This window comes from Corynebacterium sp. H113, from assembly GCF_037572315.1.
Taxonomy (GTDB): Bacteria; Actinomycetota; Actinomycetes; order Mycobacteriales; family Mycobacteriaceae; genus Corynebacterium.
In genome coordinates, this window is the sequence record NZ_JBBHKZ010000005.1 from 156,628 (window position 1) to 174,934 (window position 18,307).

Consider the following 18,307-nt stretch of genomic DNA (forward strand, 5'->3'; position numbering starts at 1 on the left):
AATCCAGTCTCGGAGCATACTTGCAGATAAATATGCTTATCCACGACCGTATTCTGGGTTGAGATTAGAGCTTGCTGGAGGGGTGGGCGAGGTCTTGGGATACCGGTTGGTCGGCGGATTGTTCGGATGTGTTGGCTGCGAAGGGACGCTTGGATTGCGGGGAATGCTGGTCGCGGAGCTTCGAGGTATGGACGGGGTGGAAGTCGACGTGGTCGTCGGGCTTGATGTCGATGACTCAGTCGTCTCTTCGCTGGTCTCTGCGGTTGTTTGTTCAGTAGTTTCTGTGACGGTTTCGTCGACAGTTTCTTCTACGGTTTCCTCGACAGTTTCAATTACTGGGGCAACTGGCTCCACACTTGCAGTCGTACTTTTCGGCTTCGGCGCTGGCGACTTAATCGAAAGTGACGAAGTAGTGAGAGCCACTTGTTCATCGGCGTCAGCGGTCACAGCAGGCAACGTGAAGGTAAGGGCGGTGCCAGCGAAAACTGCTCCGGCGCATAGCGTCGCAATCGGTGTCCAGTGTTGATCAACAATCTCGGGGAGTGCATTCGGATCTTTTGCTGCCTGGTTGGCGCGATATTCGTTGTAGAACCACCAGGTTGCTGGACCGAGGAGAGCGACGGACAACATGACGGCCGGAAGTACGCCAAGTGTGCCCAACTTCAACACGGGCAGTGGCAGAACTGCGATCCCCACCACAATGGCAAGACCCGCTAGCGCGACCTGCCATAAAGGTGTCGAGTGCTGAGGCTCAGGAAAAGCGAGATCATTATTTGTTAACGCGTGTTGCTCGCTAGCGACGTCGTCAAGCGGAAGCGCATCGTCTGAACTAAAAGTGATTCCTGACGACGCGCTCGCGAAATCGCCGTACCCATGAGTTTTATAACCGTTCAGAGGGGCCTGTCCCCAGGCTTGTTCATTGCTAGATTGCCCTTCGCCTGGGTGCGAAGGCGAATCGTCAAAAGGGTGATGCACCATGATGCCCGCCTCCAAGTTAACGCGCTTAATAATGTTGCATGGGTGAGCCTAGAACAGTTCATGGCGGTTCGCTTAAGACGTGCGAGGCGATTCGTGCAGCAAAATCTTGGGGCTAGAAATTGGCGCGAGATTATGTAGCATGAGAAGACCCCGCCTACCAAGAAAACTTGGTAAACGGGGTTTTTATTTTGTGCCCCCGGTGAGACTCGAACTCACACTGGACGGGTTTTGAATCCGTTGCCTCTGCCAATTGGGCTACAGGGGCGCTCGCTTCGAATCGGTTGCTCCGAAGCAGCTGTGATCATATTAGTCTATGGCATCGTCTTTAGAAAAATAACGCTGCACAACTGCGACAATGGCGACAATCGCACCGCCCAACAAGAACAATCCTGCGGCCATTGGCCAGTCAGATCCGGCACGAAGCATTTCGTTTGTTTCGGACTGCCATGGCCACAATGCACGTAGAGAGCCGAGCAACAGACCGGCCATTGCAACGAGCGTCAGGGTGTGGTGCTTTTCCAGCATCCACTCCAGCGCACGAACGAACAACACAATGCCCACCAGAGCACCAGCCATGAACGTGCCCAGATACGCAAAGTTACGTTGATCAACGGCGGCCATTGTTGGCGCGTACAGGCCGACGACCAACAAAAAGAACGAACCAGACACACCAGGCAACACCAGCGCGCAGATCGCAATCGATGCAGCGATAAAGACCATCCACAACGAAGGATTAGTTGGTGCGGCTGATGGCAACGAGGTGAGCCAGAAAGTCATCACGGCGAAGAAGACGAACACCGCGATGGCCTTACCCTGCATGCCGGGCCTCTTCATGGCACCTGGCTTCAACTCCTGAAATGGAATCAGCACAGACACTGCGATCATGCCGAGGAACAATGCGCGGGAAGCAACCGGTTGGTTTGTGACGAAGCTCTCCATCGGGCCGGCCATCGTAAAGACGACAGCCAACATTCCGATCGCTACTGGGATGAGAAGCATCCAGTCGATTCGTCGTAAAGCAGAACCCATAGAAGGCTTGCCGATGTGGGTCGGCACATCAGTGATGTTTTTCGCAGAGCCAATGAGGCGTTCGTAGATGCCCGTGACGAGGGCAACTGTTCCCCCGGATACTCCAGGAATCGTTTCCGCGAGCCCGATCAGGCCGCCTCGGACGGTGTTGCCAAGGACATTGCCGGGAGTCGGGCGAGGGAAGTCGGTGGTTTCATCGTGTGTACTCATCACGAAGAACTCTACGGGTAAAAGCGAAAAACGCTGGTAATCAACGCGCGAGAGTGCATAGTCACAATGTGATCTTGACTAAAGAAATGCAAAAACCTGTCCCCTGGAAGTCAGGAAACAGGTCTGCAGAAGTGGCACGGCGCGCTAAACGGTGTGGCGCAGCAAAAAGAAACTGAGCTACGCGTTTTCCAACACGCGCTGAATCTGCTCGCCGTACGACGTGATAGCTACGTCGGTGACACACGACTGGTTAGTGGTGTTGCCGAGCAACAAGGCAGTCATGCCCATGTACATAGCCAACGCGAAATCACAGCGGCGTTCTGCGTGAGCCTCATCAGTGATGCCCGGTGCTTCATTGCGCACTCGAGTAAGGAGTGTAGAGCGGGCCGTGGACTTAAACTGTTCTTCGATTTCAGCGGTTACATTGTCGCTTCCCGACGTCGCCATTAATAGGGACACGACAGATGAGGGGCCGAGATGCTCGCCAGAAATGGCGTCGGTAGCAAGCAGGCGGCCGAGTTCATTGAACGGCTGTTCTGCAATTGCATTAGTAATAGCGCCAAAGTCGATCAATTCAGCCAGTAGGCCTTCTTTGGAGCCGAAATACTTGATAATCAAGGGAGCGCTGACGCCTGCCTCGGTGGCAATTTCCTTCAGAGAGACCCTTGCGAAAGGCTTCTGAGTGAAATAAGTGGTTGCCGTATCAATAATCCGCGCACGGGTAGCTGCAGAATTTCTACGTCGCGTCGGCGTACTGTCGAGAGTCATGCTGACCAGCATAAACGCAGCAAGGCGCAAATGTTGAACGCATAGCAAACGTTGCGTATGCAAACTCCCATGAAAACGAGATGGATTACCCCTATCGTGGGGGTGTGGATATGGAGACTCGGAAACAGTTGGTAGCTACTGTGCGTTCGGTGAAGTTCCTCATGAATTTCATTCAACTAAGGAAGTGAGAGACGTTTAGGGGTTTTGGGAAATGTGTATATTCATTCTCCGTGACTTTTCCGGAGAGGATGAGGTTAGGCAACGCTTGATCACCATTCGGGATAGAACATTTAATGCCCCATTCGATGACGATTGTTAATTGTCTCTGCGATTCTGAATTGAGTTACGATCCATTTCCGCCTTCTTCGGGCAGCAAGTTGACTCGGCGTCGACACCTGACGAGGGAAATGGCGAGAGCCAAGTCGAGGATGGGGGCGTGGGGCGGGGAGTCTGCAAACCTTTACACTGGTGCTATGAAACGAACGCTCATGCTTATCGACGGTCACTCCATGGCATTTCGCGCATTCTTTGCGCTGCCGACGGACAATTTCTCCACGACGAGCGGTCAATACACCAATGCTGTCTATGGATTTCTATCCATGCTGTCAACGTTGCTTAACGACGAGAAGCCCACGCACGTCGCTGTTGCATTCGACGTGGCGCGTGAGACGTTCCGAAACGAGCTATTTCCGGAATATAAGGCACAGCGCGACAAAACCCCTGAAGAGTTCCGCGGTCAGGTTCCGCTTCTGAAGCAGGTACTTCAGGAGATGGGCATCGTCACTTTGGAGAAGGATAACTACGAAGCTGACGACATTATCGCAACGCTCGCAACGCAGGCGAAGCCGGAAGGGTTCGAGACGCTTATCGTTACCGGCGACCGTGACTCGTTTCAGCTCGTCAACGATTCAACGACCGTTCTCTATCCGATGCGTGGTGTGTCGACGCTGCATCGCTTCACGCCGGAGGCCGTCGAAAAGAAGTATGGATTGACGCCGGAGCAATACCCAGATTTTGCTGCTTTACGTGGAGACCCTTCCGATAATCTCCCGGGCGTTCCTGGAGTTGGGGAGAAGACTGCGCAGAAGTGGATTCTTCAGTTTGGTTCGTTGGCGAACCTCTTAGAGCGCGTTGATGAGGTTCGTGGAAAAGTCGGCGACAATCTTCGCGAGCGCGTTGGTGCGGTTGAAATGAACCGCAAACTCACCGAGATGGTCAAGGATCTGCCCTTGCCGTATGGGCCGGACGAACTAGAGTTGCGTCCTGCGGATGCGCAGGGAATTGCAGACTTCTTTGACAAGTTGGAGTTCGGCGGGAGCTTGCGGGAGCGGGTATTCCGTACTTTGGCCATTGAAGGTGCGGGTGTGAAAGCCACCGAGAACGATGGCACTGACGTGGTCATCGTTGAGCAGAAGGCTGGTGAACTCGGACACTGGCTAGATTCACTGAGTCAGCCTGTGGCGGTTGCTGTCGATGGGTTCTCGCTGTCTTTGGCAACGCCGCGCGACAATGATATCGAAGCACTTCAGGTTGAGTTGGGTAATCTCGATCCAACTGATGATGACTCCCTGCGCACCTGGCTCGCTGGCGAGCATCCAAAGCTCACTCACGACGCAAAGTCGCTCATGCATTCCCTGTGGGGACATGACCTAGAGATCGCTGGCATCGTCCATGACACTTTCCTTGCCTCCTACTTGCTGCGTCCAAGTCAACGTAGTTACACGCTCGAGAACATCTATCAGCGTCACTTGAATCGAACGCTGTCCCAGCAGGACGGGCAGCTTTCACTTCTCGACGATCCTGTTAACGCGGATCACGTCGCAGCAATTGTGGAATTGTCTGAAGCACTGTCTTCGGAACTGGAAGCGAATGGACTCTATGAGGTGTACGCCGATTTGGAAGTTCCGCTTGCGCCAGTTCTCGCTCGCATGGAGCGTCTGGGCATTGCTGTCGACGTCGACAAGCTCGAAGATTTGCGGAAGCAAGCCCAGGCAGCGACGGATGAAGCTGAACATGCAGCGCGCGCACTGGTGGACCGCCCCGAGCTGAATTTGGCATCGCCGAAACAGCTGCAAGAAGTGCTGTTTGATCAGCTAGAAATGCCAAAGACGAAGAAGACGAAGACTGGCTATTCGACGGCGGCCAAAGAGCTGGAAAATCTGGCGAAGAATAATCCGCATCCATTCCTTGAGCATCTGATGGCTTTCCGTGAGGCTCAGAAGATGCGTTCCACGGTTGACGGGCTGATCAAGGCTGTCGCGGATGACGGGCGTATTCATACGACGTTTAATCAGACGGTCGCGGCGACTGGACGTTTGTCATCCACCGAACCGAATTTGCAGAACATTCCAGTGCGCACTGAATTTGGCCGCTCGATTCGTTCCGCATTCGTGGTGGGCGATGGTTTCGAGAATCTGGTGACGGCTGACTACTCGCAGATTGAAATGCGCGTAATGGCGCACCTTTCGCAGGATGCGGGTTTGATCGAGGCGTACCGGGCAGGCGAGGACCTGCACAACTTTGTGGGTTCGAAGGTTTTCAATGTGCCACTTGACGGTGTGACTCCTGAGTTGCGTCGTCGAGTCAAGGCCATGAGCTACGGTTTGGCATATGGATTGAGCGCGTTTGGTCTAGCCCAGCAGCTTGATATTCCGCAGTCTGAAGCAAAGCGACTTCGTGAAGATTACTTCGAGCGATTCGGTGGCGTTCGAGACTACTTGGAAGGTGTCGTCGCGCAAGCCCGCAAGGATGGTTACACCTCGACCTTGTTTGAACGCCGTCGCTACCTGCCAGATCTCAACTCGGATAACCGGATGGCACGTGAGAACGCCGAACGTGCAGCGCTGAACTCACCGATCCAGGGAACAGCAGCAGACATCATTAAGGTCGCCATGCTGCGTGTCGACGATGCCCTTAAGGTGCAGGGGTTGGAATCGCGAATGCTGTTGCAGGTCCATGACGAACTGGTGCTAGAAGTGGTGCCAGGTGAATCCGAGCAGGTGGAGGCGCTCCTTCGGAAGGAGATGGATGCAGCGTGCGAGTTGCTGGTGCCGTTGGATGTATCTGTGGGTGCTGGGCCGAATTGGGATGCTGCTGCGCACTAGTGGTGAACATGTGACAAATCGGGTTAACCTGCTGGTTGGATAGCCAGGCGAAACGGCGCGACATGATGGTTATGGAACTTGAAAGGCCGGAGGTGGCCGAGTATCATTGTCGCGGTATGCATACGCATGCCGACTTTGCGTGTTCTAAGTCTGGCATCCCGCGGTCATAAACAAAGCTAAGGCATCGTTGCCGGAAGCGGATTGACCAGGGGATTTACCGTCTTGTCAGGCAAGGCCGAAATTGTCCGCTTTTTCGATTTACTATCCGCTTCGGAGCACATTATATATGTCCACCTCTAACACCCCTCAGGTTGCCATCAACGACATCGGCACCGCTGAGGACTTCCTCGCTGCAGTTGACTCGACGATGAAGTACTTCAACGATGGTGACATCGTTGAGGGCACCGTCGTCAAGGTTGACCGCGACGAGGTCTTGCTCGACATCGGCTACAAGACCGAGGGTGTCATCCCTTCCCGTGAACTGTCCATCAAGCACGATGTCGACCCTGATGAAGTGGTCGAAGTTGGTGACGAGATCGACGCTTTGGTTCTCACCAAGGAGGACAAGGAAGGTCGCCTGATCCTGTCCAAGAAGCGTGCTCAGTACGAGCGTGCTTGGGGTACCATCGAGGAGCTCAAGGAAAAGGACGAGCCAGTCACCGGTACCGTCATCGAGGTTGTCAAGGGTGGCCTCATCCTGGACATCGGTCTGCGTGGCTTCCTGCCAGCATCCCTCGTTGAAATGCGTCGCGTTCGTGACCTGCAGCCATACATTGGCCAGGAGATCGAAGCCAAGATCATTGAACTGGACAAGAACCGTAACAACGTCGTTCTGTCCCGTCGCGCATGGCTCGAGCAGACTCAGTCTGAGGTTCGCTCCGAGTTCCTGCACCAGCTGCAGAAGGGCCAGGTCCGCAAGGGCGTCGTCTCTTCCATCGTCAACTTCGGTGCATTCGTCGACCTGGGCGGCGTAGACGGCCTGGTTCACGTTTCCGAGCTGTCCTGGAAGCACATCGATCACCCATCTGAGGTTGTTCAGGTTGGCGACGAGGTAACCGTCGAGGTTCTCGAGGTTGACCTCAACCGCGAGCGCGTGTCCCTCTCCCTGAAGGCAACTCAGGAAGATCCATGGCGCGTATTCGCCCGCACCCACGCAATCGGTCAGATTGTTCCGGGCAAGGTCACCAAGCTGGTTCCATTCGGTGCGTTCGTTCGCGTCGAAGAGGGCATCGAGGGCTTGGTCCACATCTCCGAGCTGGCTTCCCGCCACGTCGATGTTCCAGACCAGATCGTCACCGTTGGCGAAGAAGCAATGGTCAAGGTCATCGACATCGACCTCGAGCGTCGTCGTATTTCCCTCTCCCTCAAGCAGGCTGACGAGGACTTCACCGAAGAGTTCGACCCAACCAAGTACGGCATGGGCGACTCTTACGACGAGCAGGGTAACTACATCTTCCCAGAGGGCTTCGACGCGGAGACCAACGAGTGGATGGAAGGCTTCGAAACCCAGCGCGCTGAGTGGGAAGGCCGTTACGCAGAGGCAGAGCGTCACCACCAGATGCACGCAGCTCAGATCGAGCGCCACCGTGCAGCTGCAGCCGAGGCTGAGGAAGCTCCATCTAACTACTCTTCCGAGACTGACGAGCCAGCACCAGCAGCTCCAGCAGCTCCAGAAGCAGCAGAGGATACCTCCGGCACCTTGGCTTCCGACGAGCAGCTCGCAGCTCTGCGTGCTCGCCTGTCCGGCAACTAAGCCTGTAAAGGTAGTCCCGGTTACCTTTAGGTAACTAGGCTAACAATATTCCCCGTCTCTCCACAGGAGAGGCGGGGTTTTGTCATACTTGAAGCATTATGTTGAAAGTAGGACTAACTGGCGGAATTGGTAGCGGCAAGTCGACCGTTGCCCGGCAACTGAGTGCTCTCGGTGCCGTTATCATCGACGCAGACCAGATCGCTCGTGAAATCGTCGAACCTGGTCAGCCTGCACTTGCCGAATTGGTCGACTACTTTGGCTCGGACATCCTCAACCCCGATGACACGTTGAATCGGCGTGAGCTGGCCCGGCGAGCTTTTGCATCTGAAGAATCGACGCAGATCCTCAATTCCATCACCCACCCGCGTATTTCTGAACGTACGGCCGAACTTTACGACGAAGCGAGCGCCCGCGATGTGGTGGTCTTCGATATGCCGTTGCTGATCGAGAATGATCTCGTCGCTGACCAGCATCTTGTCATCGTGGTGAATACTCCGATGGAGAAGCGTATTGATCGGCTAGTTAACTCGCGTGGTCTGGATCGAGACGATGTTGAGCGACGTATTGCTGCGCAGATCGGCGATGAAGAGCGTATTGCTGCTGCTGACATCATTCTCGACAACTCGGGCTCAGAAGATGCATTGCGTGATTCCGTCGACAAGCTATGGCGTGAGCGTTTGCAGCCGATAGCTCAGTCGATGGTGCGACCTCCTGTCGTGCCGTTGGATATCTTGCCTGTGCAGCCTCGTGGTCGGGTCGAGCGCGAGAAGAAGCGTGTCGAACGGCAGTTGGGTGTTTCGGTCAAGGGGACGATGCTCAGTGAAAACCGGCTGATCTTGATGGTTGATGGAGTGCCAAATACGGAGGGAGCTCCGTGGATGGCTACTGGCCAAAACTGGATCAGCCTGGATCCTGGTAATCCTGTAACGCTGACACCTCCAAAGGAAATGTTGGAGATTGATCGTCAGCCATTGGATGGCCTTGATAAAGGGGCATCTAAGACCCCCTAATTGAAAATGAGTTGCAATAACGTGTACTGTCCCTCCTATGACAGTTAAGCGTTATTTTTTCAGCGCTATCCTCTCGTCCGCGCTCGTGCTTTCTGCATGCGGTACTGGCGAAGAAATAGCGAACAAATCAGTGAAAGACACGCCACGAGTTGGTGAGCAAGCACAGCCGTCGCCGTCGGTGACCACCGCTACTACGGTCGCTGACCTCCCGGAGTCTCGCTCGAAGTCTGATCGGCTGGCGGTGAGCTATGACGGTGGTGTCATGGTGATTGATGGTGGCAACCTCAAGCAGGAAATGGCTCCCGAAGTCCTCGACACCTTTGATGCCAAGGGCTATTTGCGTCTGAACAGGGCGGGCGATGGTCGACACGTTTTCGTCTCGACGGATTCGTCCTTCAAAGCACTGGACCTGGGTGCGTACGAGCGTCCACATGGCGATCACTCGCACTACTACGCCGGCGATCCATCGTTTACGGGCTTTGAAGTATCGGCGGTAAAGCCTGGACATGTGGTTGGTAATGCGGACAAGGCCGTGTTGTTCGACGACGAGACTGGTGATGTCACAACTCTCCGCTTGCAGGGGATGGACATGGTTGATCACTTCCATGTGCCAGCGCACCATGGCATTGCCGTTTTGGGAGAAGATGGCACCTATATGGTCACCATCGCTGATCAGGAAGGCGATCGGATTGGTGTAGCCCAGGTGGATGCCGAGGGTAAAGAACTGAAGCGTTTCGAGCACTGCCCAGGTGCGCACGGCGCAGCAGAAACCTCAGCTGGCGTATTCGTTGGCTGTGCAGACGGTGGACTTGTGTACCGAGATGGGGAAGTCACAAAGGTGAAGTCGCCAGATCCATATGGGCGTATTGGAAATCAGGCATCAAGGCCTGATTCAAAGTACGTGCTTGGTGACTACAAGTCCGATAAGGTCGCCGCAGATAAGGATGAGCTGGAACGGCCAACGCAGGTGAGCATTATTGATGCAGAGTCGGGAGAGATGCAACTCGTCGACCTGGGTGCCTCATACACATTCCGATCTCTTGCCATGACCGACGACAACACGGCAGTAGTTCTTGGTACTGATGGCAAAGTGCACCTCATTGATGCTGAAAAGGCAGAAGTGATTCGCTCCATTGACGTTCTCGCACCTTGGGAAGAGTCCGAAGAATGGCAGGATCCACGTCCTGCTATCACGGTCATCGGTTCCACGGCGTATGTGACTGATCCGGCAAGAAATGAAATTCACGCGATCGACCTTGACGGCAACGAAAAGCCACAGGTTACCAAGCTCCCCGAGCAGCCAGATGAACTCGAAGCTGCATAGAATGTGGATCTTGCTTGACGACGAATCGTCGTGAAGCAAACTCGACGAACACCGGCAATGACTTCAGCGGAGCTTTACCAATCCGCGCAACCAGATAACCTGGTGACTATGGCATTCCCCGCTGAACATCCGGTCCTTGCGCAATCTGAGTTTCGTCCTGTTGGAGATATCGAGCGTGCCGACGGCCAGTTTGAGGTCATCAGCGACTTCAAACCGGCAGGTGACCAGCCACAAGCTATCGCGGAGTTATCGGAGCGTCTCAACAACGGTGAGCGCGAAGTTGTGCTGATGGGTGCGACGGGTACTGGTAAGTCTGCGACTGCTGCATGGTTGATTGAGAAGATGCAGCGGCCCACGTTGGTGATGGCTCCGAACAAGACATTGGCAGCGCAGTTGGCAAACGAGCTTCGGTCGCTGCTGCCGAACAATGCCGTGGAGTACTTTGTGTCGTATTACGACTACTACCAGCCAGAGGCATACATCGCGCAGACAGACACGTATATCGAGAAGGACTCCTCGATTAACGAGGATGTCGAGCGTCTGCGTCACTCGGCAACGTCGGCACTGCTGTCTCGTCGAGATGTTGTGGTTGTCAGTTCGGTGTCCTGCATCTACGGTTTGGGAACTCCTCAGTCGTATCTGGATCGATCGGTATTTCTGAAGACCGGCGAGGAAGTTGATCGCGATCAGTTCCTACGACTGTTGGTGGACATTCAATACGCCCGCAATGATATTGCTTTTACCCGTGGCACTTTCCGCGTCAAAGGCGATGTTGTCGACATCATTCCTGCATATGAAGAGCTCGCGGTTCGGGTCGAGTTCTTCGGTGACGAGATTGATTCTCTCTATTATCTCAATCCGCTGACTGGCGACGTCGTCAAGCAAGTGGACGAGCTGCGTATCTTCCCAGCAACTCACTATGTTGCGGGACCTGAGCGCATGGAAAAGGCGGTCGAGGCGATTAAGGAGGAGCTGGCGGAGCGCCTGGCGGATTTGGAAAATCGCGGCAAGCTGCTGGAAGCACAGCGCCTACGCATGCGTACGGAGTATGACTTGGAGATGATTCAGCAAGTTGGATTCTGCTCGGGCATTGAGAATTACTCGCGTCATATTGACGGCCGAGCTGCCGGTTCTGCTCCAGCAACGCTGATCGACTACTTCCCGGAGGATTTCCTCACCATTATCGATGAGTCGCATGTGACGGTTCCTCAGATCGGTGGCATGTTTGAAGGCGATGCCTCGCGAAAGCGTAACCTCGTTGACTTCGGCTTCCGACTTCCATCAGCGCTGGATAACCGTCCATTGACCTTCGATGAGTTTGATGCTCGTGTTGGCCAGACCGTCTACATGTCGGCGACGCCTGGCCCGTACGAGCTCGGGCAGACTGGCGGGGAAGTTGTCGAACAGGTTATTCGTCCGACGGGTCTGGTGGATCCGAAGATCGTCGTGAAGCCAACGGAAGGCCAGATTGATGATTTGATCGGCGAAATCCGCCAGCGCGAGGAACGCCACGAGCGCGTCTTGGTCACCACTCTGACGAAGAAGATGGCCGAAGATCTCACTGATTATCTGCTCGAAAACGGTATTCGCGTTCGTTATATGCACTCTGATGTCGACACTTTGCGACGAGTTGAGTTACTGCGCCAACTCCGACTTGGCGAATACGACGTTCTTGTGGGCATCAACTTGCTCCGTGAGGGTCTGGATTTGCCGGAAGTGTCGTTGGTCGCGATTCTCGATGCGGATAAGGAAGGTTTCCTCCGCTCGACTACTTCGTTGATTCAGACTATTGGTCGTGCTGCTCGAAATGTCGACGGTGAAGTGCACATGTATGCGGATACCGTCACGGATTCGATGGCTCGGGCTATCGACGAGACGGAACGTCGCAGGGAAAAGCAGATTGCCTACAACACGGAACATGGCATTGATCCGCAGCCTCTGCGCAAGAAGATCGCGGACATCTTGGACCAGGTCTACGACAATGCAGACAATGCTGATGGGCCGAATGTTGCGGCCAGTGCAGACCACCGTCGGCGCAATCGCACCGGCAGTGATGCTGATTTGGCGACGTTTGGCAGTAAGTCAACAGCTGACTTTGAAGGCATGCCACGAGCACAACTGGAACAACTCATTGCTGATTTGAGTGAGCAAATGGGAGCTGCCGCACGGGAGCTGAAGTTTGAGCTTGCGGGCAGGTTGAGGGATGAGATTGTCGACTTAAAGAAAGAGCTCAACGGTATGAAAGAAGCGGGATTGCAGTAATTTTAAATTCCTGCAATCTGCAACCGTAGTTTTGCTACTCTTGGTCTCAGTTCACGAAAACGTTGTTGTTAAGCGAGTTTGAGAGGCACTTTAATGAGCGCATACAAGACCATTGTCGTTGGTACCGATGGATCTAAGTCGTCGCTGTTGGCAGTAGAACGTGCGGCTGCGATCGCTGCGTCGTTTGACGCGACTTTGGTCGTGGGTTGCGCATACTACGAGACTCCAGACGATGCATCGAAGACCCTTCGCCAGGACTCTGTACAGGTTCTGGGCGATGACCCAGCAGAGCGTAACTTGGCTGCTGCAAAGGAAACTGCAGAGGCTGCGGGCGCAACCAAGGTTGAAACCGAAGTTCGTGCTGGCTCTCCAGTAGAGGCACTGATGAGCTTGGTCAACGAGAAGAAGGCTGACCTTCTCGTTGTTGGTAACCGTGGCATCAACTCGCTGACCGGTCGTCTGCTGGGTTCTGTTCCTGCCGACGTTGCTCGTCAGTCTGACTGCGATGTCATGATTGTGCACACTGTCAGCTAGAGCTGACTACAAGTACTTTTAGTTAAGGCCCGCGCGCTGGTTGCCCAGCACGCGGGCTTTACTTCTTGGAGCGTCCTACGATAACACCATTGCGGACCTCAAATGGCCAGCTGATTCCGTTCTTGGTGAGCACCTCTGGGCGGAGTTCGTCGGACAGTACCTCAACGCGGGAACCATAACCTAGCAAATACTCGTCGAACGCGGGAAGCGAAAGCTCGTGGTCGAGAGCAGCTGTGAGTTCGGCAGCGGTGACATCGGCTTGCCACGAACCCATCCAGTAGGTATCGCCGTGGAATTCGAGTGGGATGAGATCGCTGGCAGTCTCGACGGCTGTGACGGCTTGCTTCTTTGTGATGCCTGTCCACCACATCAAATCTTTCAGAGTCGCAGGTCCACGTGCATGGAAATACTCCGTGCCTAGCACCTGCAAAGCATCGTCGCCGGTGAGGTCTCGTTGAGAGATTCCCTTTTCCTGCTCGATTGCAGTGAGGGATACGAAAGTCTCAACTTTGCCAATTCGTGGCCCTTGGACGATCTCACCGGCTCCGCCAAATGCACGCAATAAATGCGGGCCGCGACCTTGCGAAGGGGCGACACCGGCTGCTGCGAACACGTCGTATGCCTCAGGACGAGAGACAGGATCCGAAACTCCACGCTTGTTGAGCGCGTCGACGAATGCCTCTAACGCGCGTTCGTAGTCGCCAGTTTCGAAGCCAAGTCCGGCGCGACGACGTGCCGCCTGTGCTTCAATGCGTGGGTGTGTCAACTGCATCATCCACCGAGCGTTCTCAGTGGGGAGGAAATGCAAAGTGCCACGTTGTGGCCAGCAGCGGACGATCTCGAAATCTGCGATGGAGTTCAACGCGGATTCAGTGGCATCCTGCAGCGGATCTGTATCTGCATCTGAGCGCGAAGAAGCCGGTTCCTTGACGCGCACTGCCAATGCCCGAACACCAGCGTCATAGTTCTGACCTTGGAGCGCAATCATATGCCGAGCGACATCAACCGGAGCTGACGCGACCATTGGACGCGCCGCACTGTACGCAAGCCCTTGGGCAATGAGCCGGCGAGCTCGCAGTTCAGCGAGATGCGGCATATAAGTTAGGTGATGGTCCGACATGGCGGAATCGTCTCCGGTTGTTTGTCAGCAACAACGACGAGGCCCTGCGTTGCGCGAGTCAGCGCAACATAAAGATCCTGCAGGCCTTGTGGCGATTCTTGCACAATCTCGTCTGGATTGACGACGATGACATCATCGAACTCCAGCCCCTTTGCTTCATCGACGTCCAGAATACTGACTGTGTCAGCATCGATAGTGCTGTCAGCGATGATGTCGTTCAGCTCCTCCCGGCCGGAACCCAGGTGTTCGCGAGGAACAATGATGGCGACGAGTCGTCGTGAAGCAGTAGTCTCCGCAGCCCCATAATACTCAGAAATACTGCGCAGCGCAGTGGCTACGGTCGTGGTGCGAACAGGTTCGCGACCGGTCGAACGAATCGATTGCGGAGGCTCCAGATCGGGGTTGACCATTGCAAGAACATGGGTCGCTACCTGCATGATCTCAGCGGGGGTTCGGTAATTTACCGTGAGTTCGTGGAGCCGCCACCGCGAACCAACAACAGGTTCGAGAACATCGGACCACGCCTCGGCGCCAGCGGGTGATCCTGTCTGTGCGACATCTCCGACGAGCGTCATCCATGCATTAGGCGACCGACGACGCACCATTCGCCATGCCATCGCCGACAACTCCTGAGCCTCGTCAACAATCACATGTCCATATGCCCACGTCCGGTCGCTTCCAGCGCGATCCGCAGTCGAGCGGTAATCGCGTTCCTGGTGACGCTCTGCCAACGCTTCCGCGTCAATAACGTCATGCGCCATCAGAATCTCGGCGTCAAAACCGTCATCAAGTTCCTGCGACGCAGAACCGGTCAGAATATCCAGCGCACCCTGTGCTTCTTCGATCTGCGCCAGCCACCGCTCGCGATCTTCTTCTTCGCTTTTCGACGGTCCCAATAGCTCAGCAAGCTCATCCAACAGTGGTGGGTCAGTAGGCGAGAAGGGCGTGCCTACCGGGCGGAGCAGTGCTGCGCAGGTCTGCTCGTCATATTCGTACGCTGCACTGGCGATGGCATCTTCCGAGGTGAGAAGACTGTCCAGGACTTCCTCGGGCGTGAGAATCGGCCAGAGTTCATCGAGTTCAACACCTACTAGCGGGTGATCATCAATCTCATCGCGCAGGTCGGCAACATCCGTGACAGATAGCAGATTCTCGCCGCCAAGTGGATCTCGGCCGATACGATCGGCCAATTGACGCGCAAGTGACTCCACGAGATGCTCCCGGAAAAGCGGGCGGGCCTGGTTATGAGGGCGACGCGAACGACGAGCCCGAGTCCGCGCAGCCTTCACCATCGCTGGGGTGATGGTGAGGGACAACCCGTCGAAAGGCACCGTAATCGGTTCCTCTGGAATGGCTTGGAGGTCGCGAACTGCATTCGTCAGAATGCCCACCATGTCCGCAGAACCCTTGACCTCACGAGTCACAAGTGGCTCGTCGCCGGTGCCATCGACACCTGGGTAGAGGTTCGAAATAGTGCGAAGGACAACGCCCGTTTCGCCAAGGCTCGGTAGCACACGCGAAATGTAATCCAGGAAGGTGGCGTTCGGTCCGAGGATGAGCACACCAGTCTTCGCCAACTGATCCCGGTGGGTGTACAGCAACCACGCCACACGGTGCAGCGCGACCGCAGTCTTACCGGTACCCGGTCCGCCTTGCACAACCATCGTCCCACGGGTCTTGTCGCGGATAATGATGTCTTGCTCACGCTGAATCGTCTCCACGATTCCCCGCATATGGCCAGTTCGCGCAGCATTCAGCACCTCACGCAGCACAGTTTCGCCACCGACACCCACACTTGCATCGTCCACGTCGGTGTTCGTGCTTGTCGACGATTCATGAAGCGACGTCGTCAACCACTCATCATCAATGCTCTTCAGCGTGCGACCGTGGGTCCGGAGGTGACGACGAAGAGAAACACCTTCTGGGTGCGCTGTCGTCGCTAAGTAGAACGGACGTGCTTGAGGAGCACGCCAGTCCATGAGAATGCTGCGGTAGTCATTATCCGCGTCGGAAAGACCCATGCGACCGATATAGCGACGATCTACATTCGGTTGACCAGGTAGGGGATTGTCGGGTTCATCATCGGCTATGTCGATGCGCCCAAAAACGAGGCCGACTTCAGCTGCACGATACCGCTCCAAATTGCTGTGAAGTCGGTGGTACTCAACTTCACGTTCGACGCGGGCTTGGGGGTCCGTGTCGTCGTCAAGCATGACTTGGCGCAAATACTCTTGGTCGCGCTGGCGTGCTGCATCGAGGTGAGCATATGCGTCATCGAGGGCAGATTGCTCGACAGACAACTCGGAATGCGACACGACAAACTCCAATCGACTTGGACAAAAGAAATATCCATTCTATGTCACTGGAGTTGGTAGACCGGGGATGAGGTCAATGAGACAAGCAACTGAAAAAGGAGCCAGCGCTATCGCTGGCTCCCTTTAATGCGCCGAAAGTTTGACGCGCAGAGACACTATCGTGGCAACGTTCAAAACTTACTTACCGAGATTGCTCTTTACCTGCTTCGATGCCTTATCTGCACGCTCTGCAGCGACGGACGAGAACTGGCTAGCGCGAGTCGATGCCTCGGTACCGAGCTTGGTTGCGCGGGTCGACGCTTCGTCGGCGAGGGTACGGATCTGGTCAGTCCAGTCATCCTTGTTCTCGTCAACGTAGCCAGCAGCCTTCTCGTAGACCTCGGAGGCCTTCTGCTGCAGGACACCAACCTTTTCCTTGGCGGTGCCGGCCGCGCTAGTCAGAGATTCATTGAGCTCTTCAGTGCGCTTTTCTGCTTCAGACTTCGTTGGCAGCGCAGCCTGCACCTTCTTGTTGACCTGCTTGCCAGCGTGCTCTGCACGCCACTTCAGACCTGGCTTGCCAGCGGTATCAGCGCCAGCAAGGAAGAGTGCACCAAGCAAACCGACATCAGTGATAAAGCCGGTTCGACGAGCCTTCTTCTGCTCTGGATCCTGAGTCTCCCAGAATGCGTGGCGAGCAACTGCCGTTGGGATCTGGGCGAGTGCCAGAGCAGTAGCGGCGAAACGTGGAGCCTTGCCCAGTGCGTACAGAGAGCCTGCAACAACCTTGGTGCCGGCAACAGCCTGAACGGTCATTTCTGGGGAATTTGGCACGTAGCTGCGGTACTGATTTGGGGTAAGAGTACGTACACGATCGAGAACTGCGCGTGCTCCATCGAGGTGGTCCTGCTTGTTAACGAGAGTGTCAACACCATCTGCGACGAACACGGATGCCAGCATCGGGCGAGCAAACTTACGAATCATTTGTTGTTCAACTCCTGAGTGTTCTTATCGGACGTGATACTTCGAGGTTACGTGCAACCCAGGGTTCTCGCGGGGCAAAAACCCAAAAATTTCCACTGTTCACCTCTCAGCGAACAAAGGGGCTTCACTATTGCGTCATTACCGAGACGTCTGTTATTCCGCGCGCGTTGGAACGAACGGGACAACCTGGCTACCAACCACGTTCGCGCCATTCCTCCAGGTGAGAGCGTTCAGCGCCGACCGTTGTGTCTGCGCCATGTCCTGGGTGGACGATGGCTTCGTCGGTGTACATGGCAAAAATTCGGTTCTCGGCGTCCCGGAGAAGTTGATCAAACTGTTCTGGCGTGTTTGTCTTTCCGACACCGCCAGGGAACAGTGAATCACCAACGAAAAGATGGGTTGGCGCATCGTCGCCGTCGGCAGCAGGAAGGGCGAGGCAGACCCCGCCCTTGGTGTGTCCGCGCATGATGAAGGCATCCAATTGGACGCAGTCTCCGAACAACAGCACATCACCGTTGTCGAGCGCGACATCCGCCATAACTGGAATATTGTCAGCATCCAATGCCGACGTCACATGCTGCGCACCCCACTCAGAAACCAACGGTTCTAACGCCTGCACATGATCAGAGTGTGAGTGCGTGGTGACGATGGTTGTCACTGTTGCTCCGGCATCTGCGACGAGTTGGCGGAGGGTATCTGCATCATTCGCCGCGTCGATAAGCAGAGAATTCTGGGGCTTGCGACGATCAACGAGCAAATAGCAGTTGTTGTCCATCGTGCCGACGGACTGTTTGTAAATATCTACGGAACCGGACGTGAACTTTTCAACCATGGCGCCAGGGTAGCGAGGAATAGTAGTCAGTGGGTACGGATAGCAGTTGAAAAATGCCTAAGAATTCATTCGAACAGTTGTGCCACAAAATAGGTATGATGGCTG

13 protein-coding genes and 1 tRNA gene are annotated in these 18,307 nt (G+C 55.1%); 6 read left to right on the forward strand and 8 right to left on the reverse strand.

Annotated features, from left to right (window positions below):
• Positions 1-36 precede the first annotated feature (36 nt).
• The 4 genes from WG938_RS10545 to WG938_RS10560 all read right to left on the reverse strand — a co-directional run bounded on the left by WG938_RS10545 (position 37) and on the right by WG938_RS10560 (position 2,985).
• Positions 37-978, reverse strand: a complete 942-nt coding sequence (locus WG938_RS10545) for a hypothetical protein (RefSeq protein WP_339980231.1) — start codon at positions 976-978, stop codon at positions 37-39.
• A gap of 191 nt (positions 979-1,169) precedes the next feature.
• Positions 1,170-1,243: transfer RNA gene (locus WG938_RS10550), tRNA-Leu, on the reverse strand.
• Positions 1,244-1,284: 41 nt separating this feature from the next.
• Positions 1,285-2,217, reverse strand: coding sequence for a DUF368 domain-containing protein (locus tag WG938_RS10555; RefSeq protein WP_339980232.1), 933 nt, complete (start codon positions 2,215-2,217; stop codon positions 1,285-1,287).
• A gap of 177 nt (positions 2,218-2,394) precedes the next feature.
• Positions 2,395-2,985 carry a TetR/AcrR family transcriptional regulator gene (locus tag WG938_RS10560; protein WP_339980234.1) on the reverse strand — a complete coding sequence of 197 codons (591 nt, stop codon included), beginning with the start codon at positions 2,983-2,985 and terminating at the stop codon, positions 2,395-2,397.
• A 488-nt stretch (positions 2,986-3,473) separates the two neighbouring features.
• On the opposite strand from WG938_RS10560, the gene polA reads away from it, so the two are divergent.
• The 6 genes from polA (at position 3,474) to WG938_RS10590 (ending at position 12,972) form a co-directional block, all read left to right on the forward strand.
• A complete protein-coding gene (gene polA, locus WG938_RS10565) occupies positions 3,474-6,089 on the forward strand; it encodes a DNA polymerase I (protein ID WP_339980296.1) in 2,616 nt (871 codons plus the stop codon).
• Between the two features lie 286 nt (positions 6,090-6,375).
• Entirely contained in the window at positions 6,376-7,842 is a 1,467-nt protein-coding gene (rpsA, locus tag WG938_RS10570) for a 30S ribosomal protein S1 (protein ID WP_339980235.1), read from the forward strand.
• 98 nt (positions 7,843-7,940) lie between these two features.
• Positions 7,941-8,852, forward strand: coding sequence for a dephospho-CoA kinase (coaE, locus tag WG938_RS10575; protein WP_339980236.1), 912 nt, complete (start codon positions 7,941-7,943; stop codon positions 8,850-8,852).
• A gap of 37 nt (positions 8,853-8,889) precedes the next feature.
• Entirely contained in the window at positions 8,890-10,176 is a 1,287-nt protein-coding gene (locus tag WG938_RS10580; RefSeq protein WP_339980238.1) for a hypothetical protein, read from the forward strand.
• Positions 10,177-10,284: 108 nt separating this feature from the next.
• Positions 10,285-12,438, forward strand: coding sequence for an excinuclease ABC subunit UvrB (uvrB, locus tag WG938_RS10585; protein WP_339980240.1), 2,154 nt, complete (start codon positions 10,285-10,287; stop codon positions 12,436-12,438).
• Positions 12,439-12,531: 93 nt separating this feature from the next.
• Complete coding sequence (locus tag WG938_RS10590) at positions 12,532-12,972, forward strand: universal stress protein (RefSeq protein ID WP_339980242.1); 441 nt, start codon at positions 12,532-12,534, stop codon at positions 12,970-12,972.
• Positions 12,973-13,030: 58 nt separating this feature from the next.
• Here WG938_RS10590 and WG938_RS10595 read toward each other — a convergent pair whose 3' ends face one another.
• The 4 genes from WG938_RS10595 to WG938_RS10610 all read right to left on the reverse strand — a co-directional run bounded on the left by WG938_RS10595 (position 13,031) and on the right by WG938_RS10610 (position 18,202).
• The gene (locus WG938_RS10595) at positions 13,031-14,092 is read right to left on the reverse strand and encodes a winged helix DNA-binding domain-containing protein (protein ID WP_339980244.1); all 1,062 of its coding nucleotides are present in this window, start codon (positions 14,090-14,092) and stop codon (positions 13,031-13,033) included.
• Positions 14,074-16,407, reverse strand: a complete 2,334-nt coding sequence (locus WG938_RS10600) for a HelD family protein (RefSeq protein ID WP_339980246.1) — start codon at positions 16,405-16,407, stop codon at positions 14,074-14,076. The genes WG938_RS10595 and WG938_RS10600 overlap by 19 nt, the downstream gene beginning before the upstream one ends.
• Positions 16,408-16,584: 177 nt before the next feature.
• Positions 16,585-17,370, reverse strand: a complete 786-nt coding sequence (locus WG938_RS10605; protein ID WP_339980248.1) for a DoxX family protein — start codon at positions 17,368-17,370, stop codon at positions 16,585-16,587.
• 190 nt (positions 17,371-17,560) lie between these two features.
• Positions 17,561-18,202, reverse strand: a complete 642-nt coding sequence (locus tag WG938_RS10610; RefSeq protein WP_339980250.1) for an MBL fold metallo-hydrolase — start codon at positions 18,200-18,202, stop codon at positions 17,561-17,563.
• Positions 18,203-18,307: the final 105 nt, after the last annotated feature.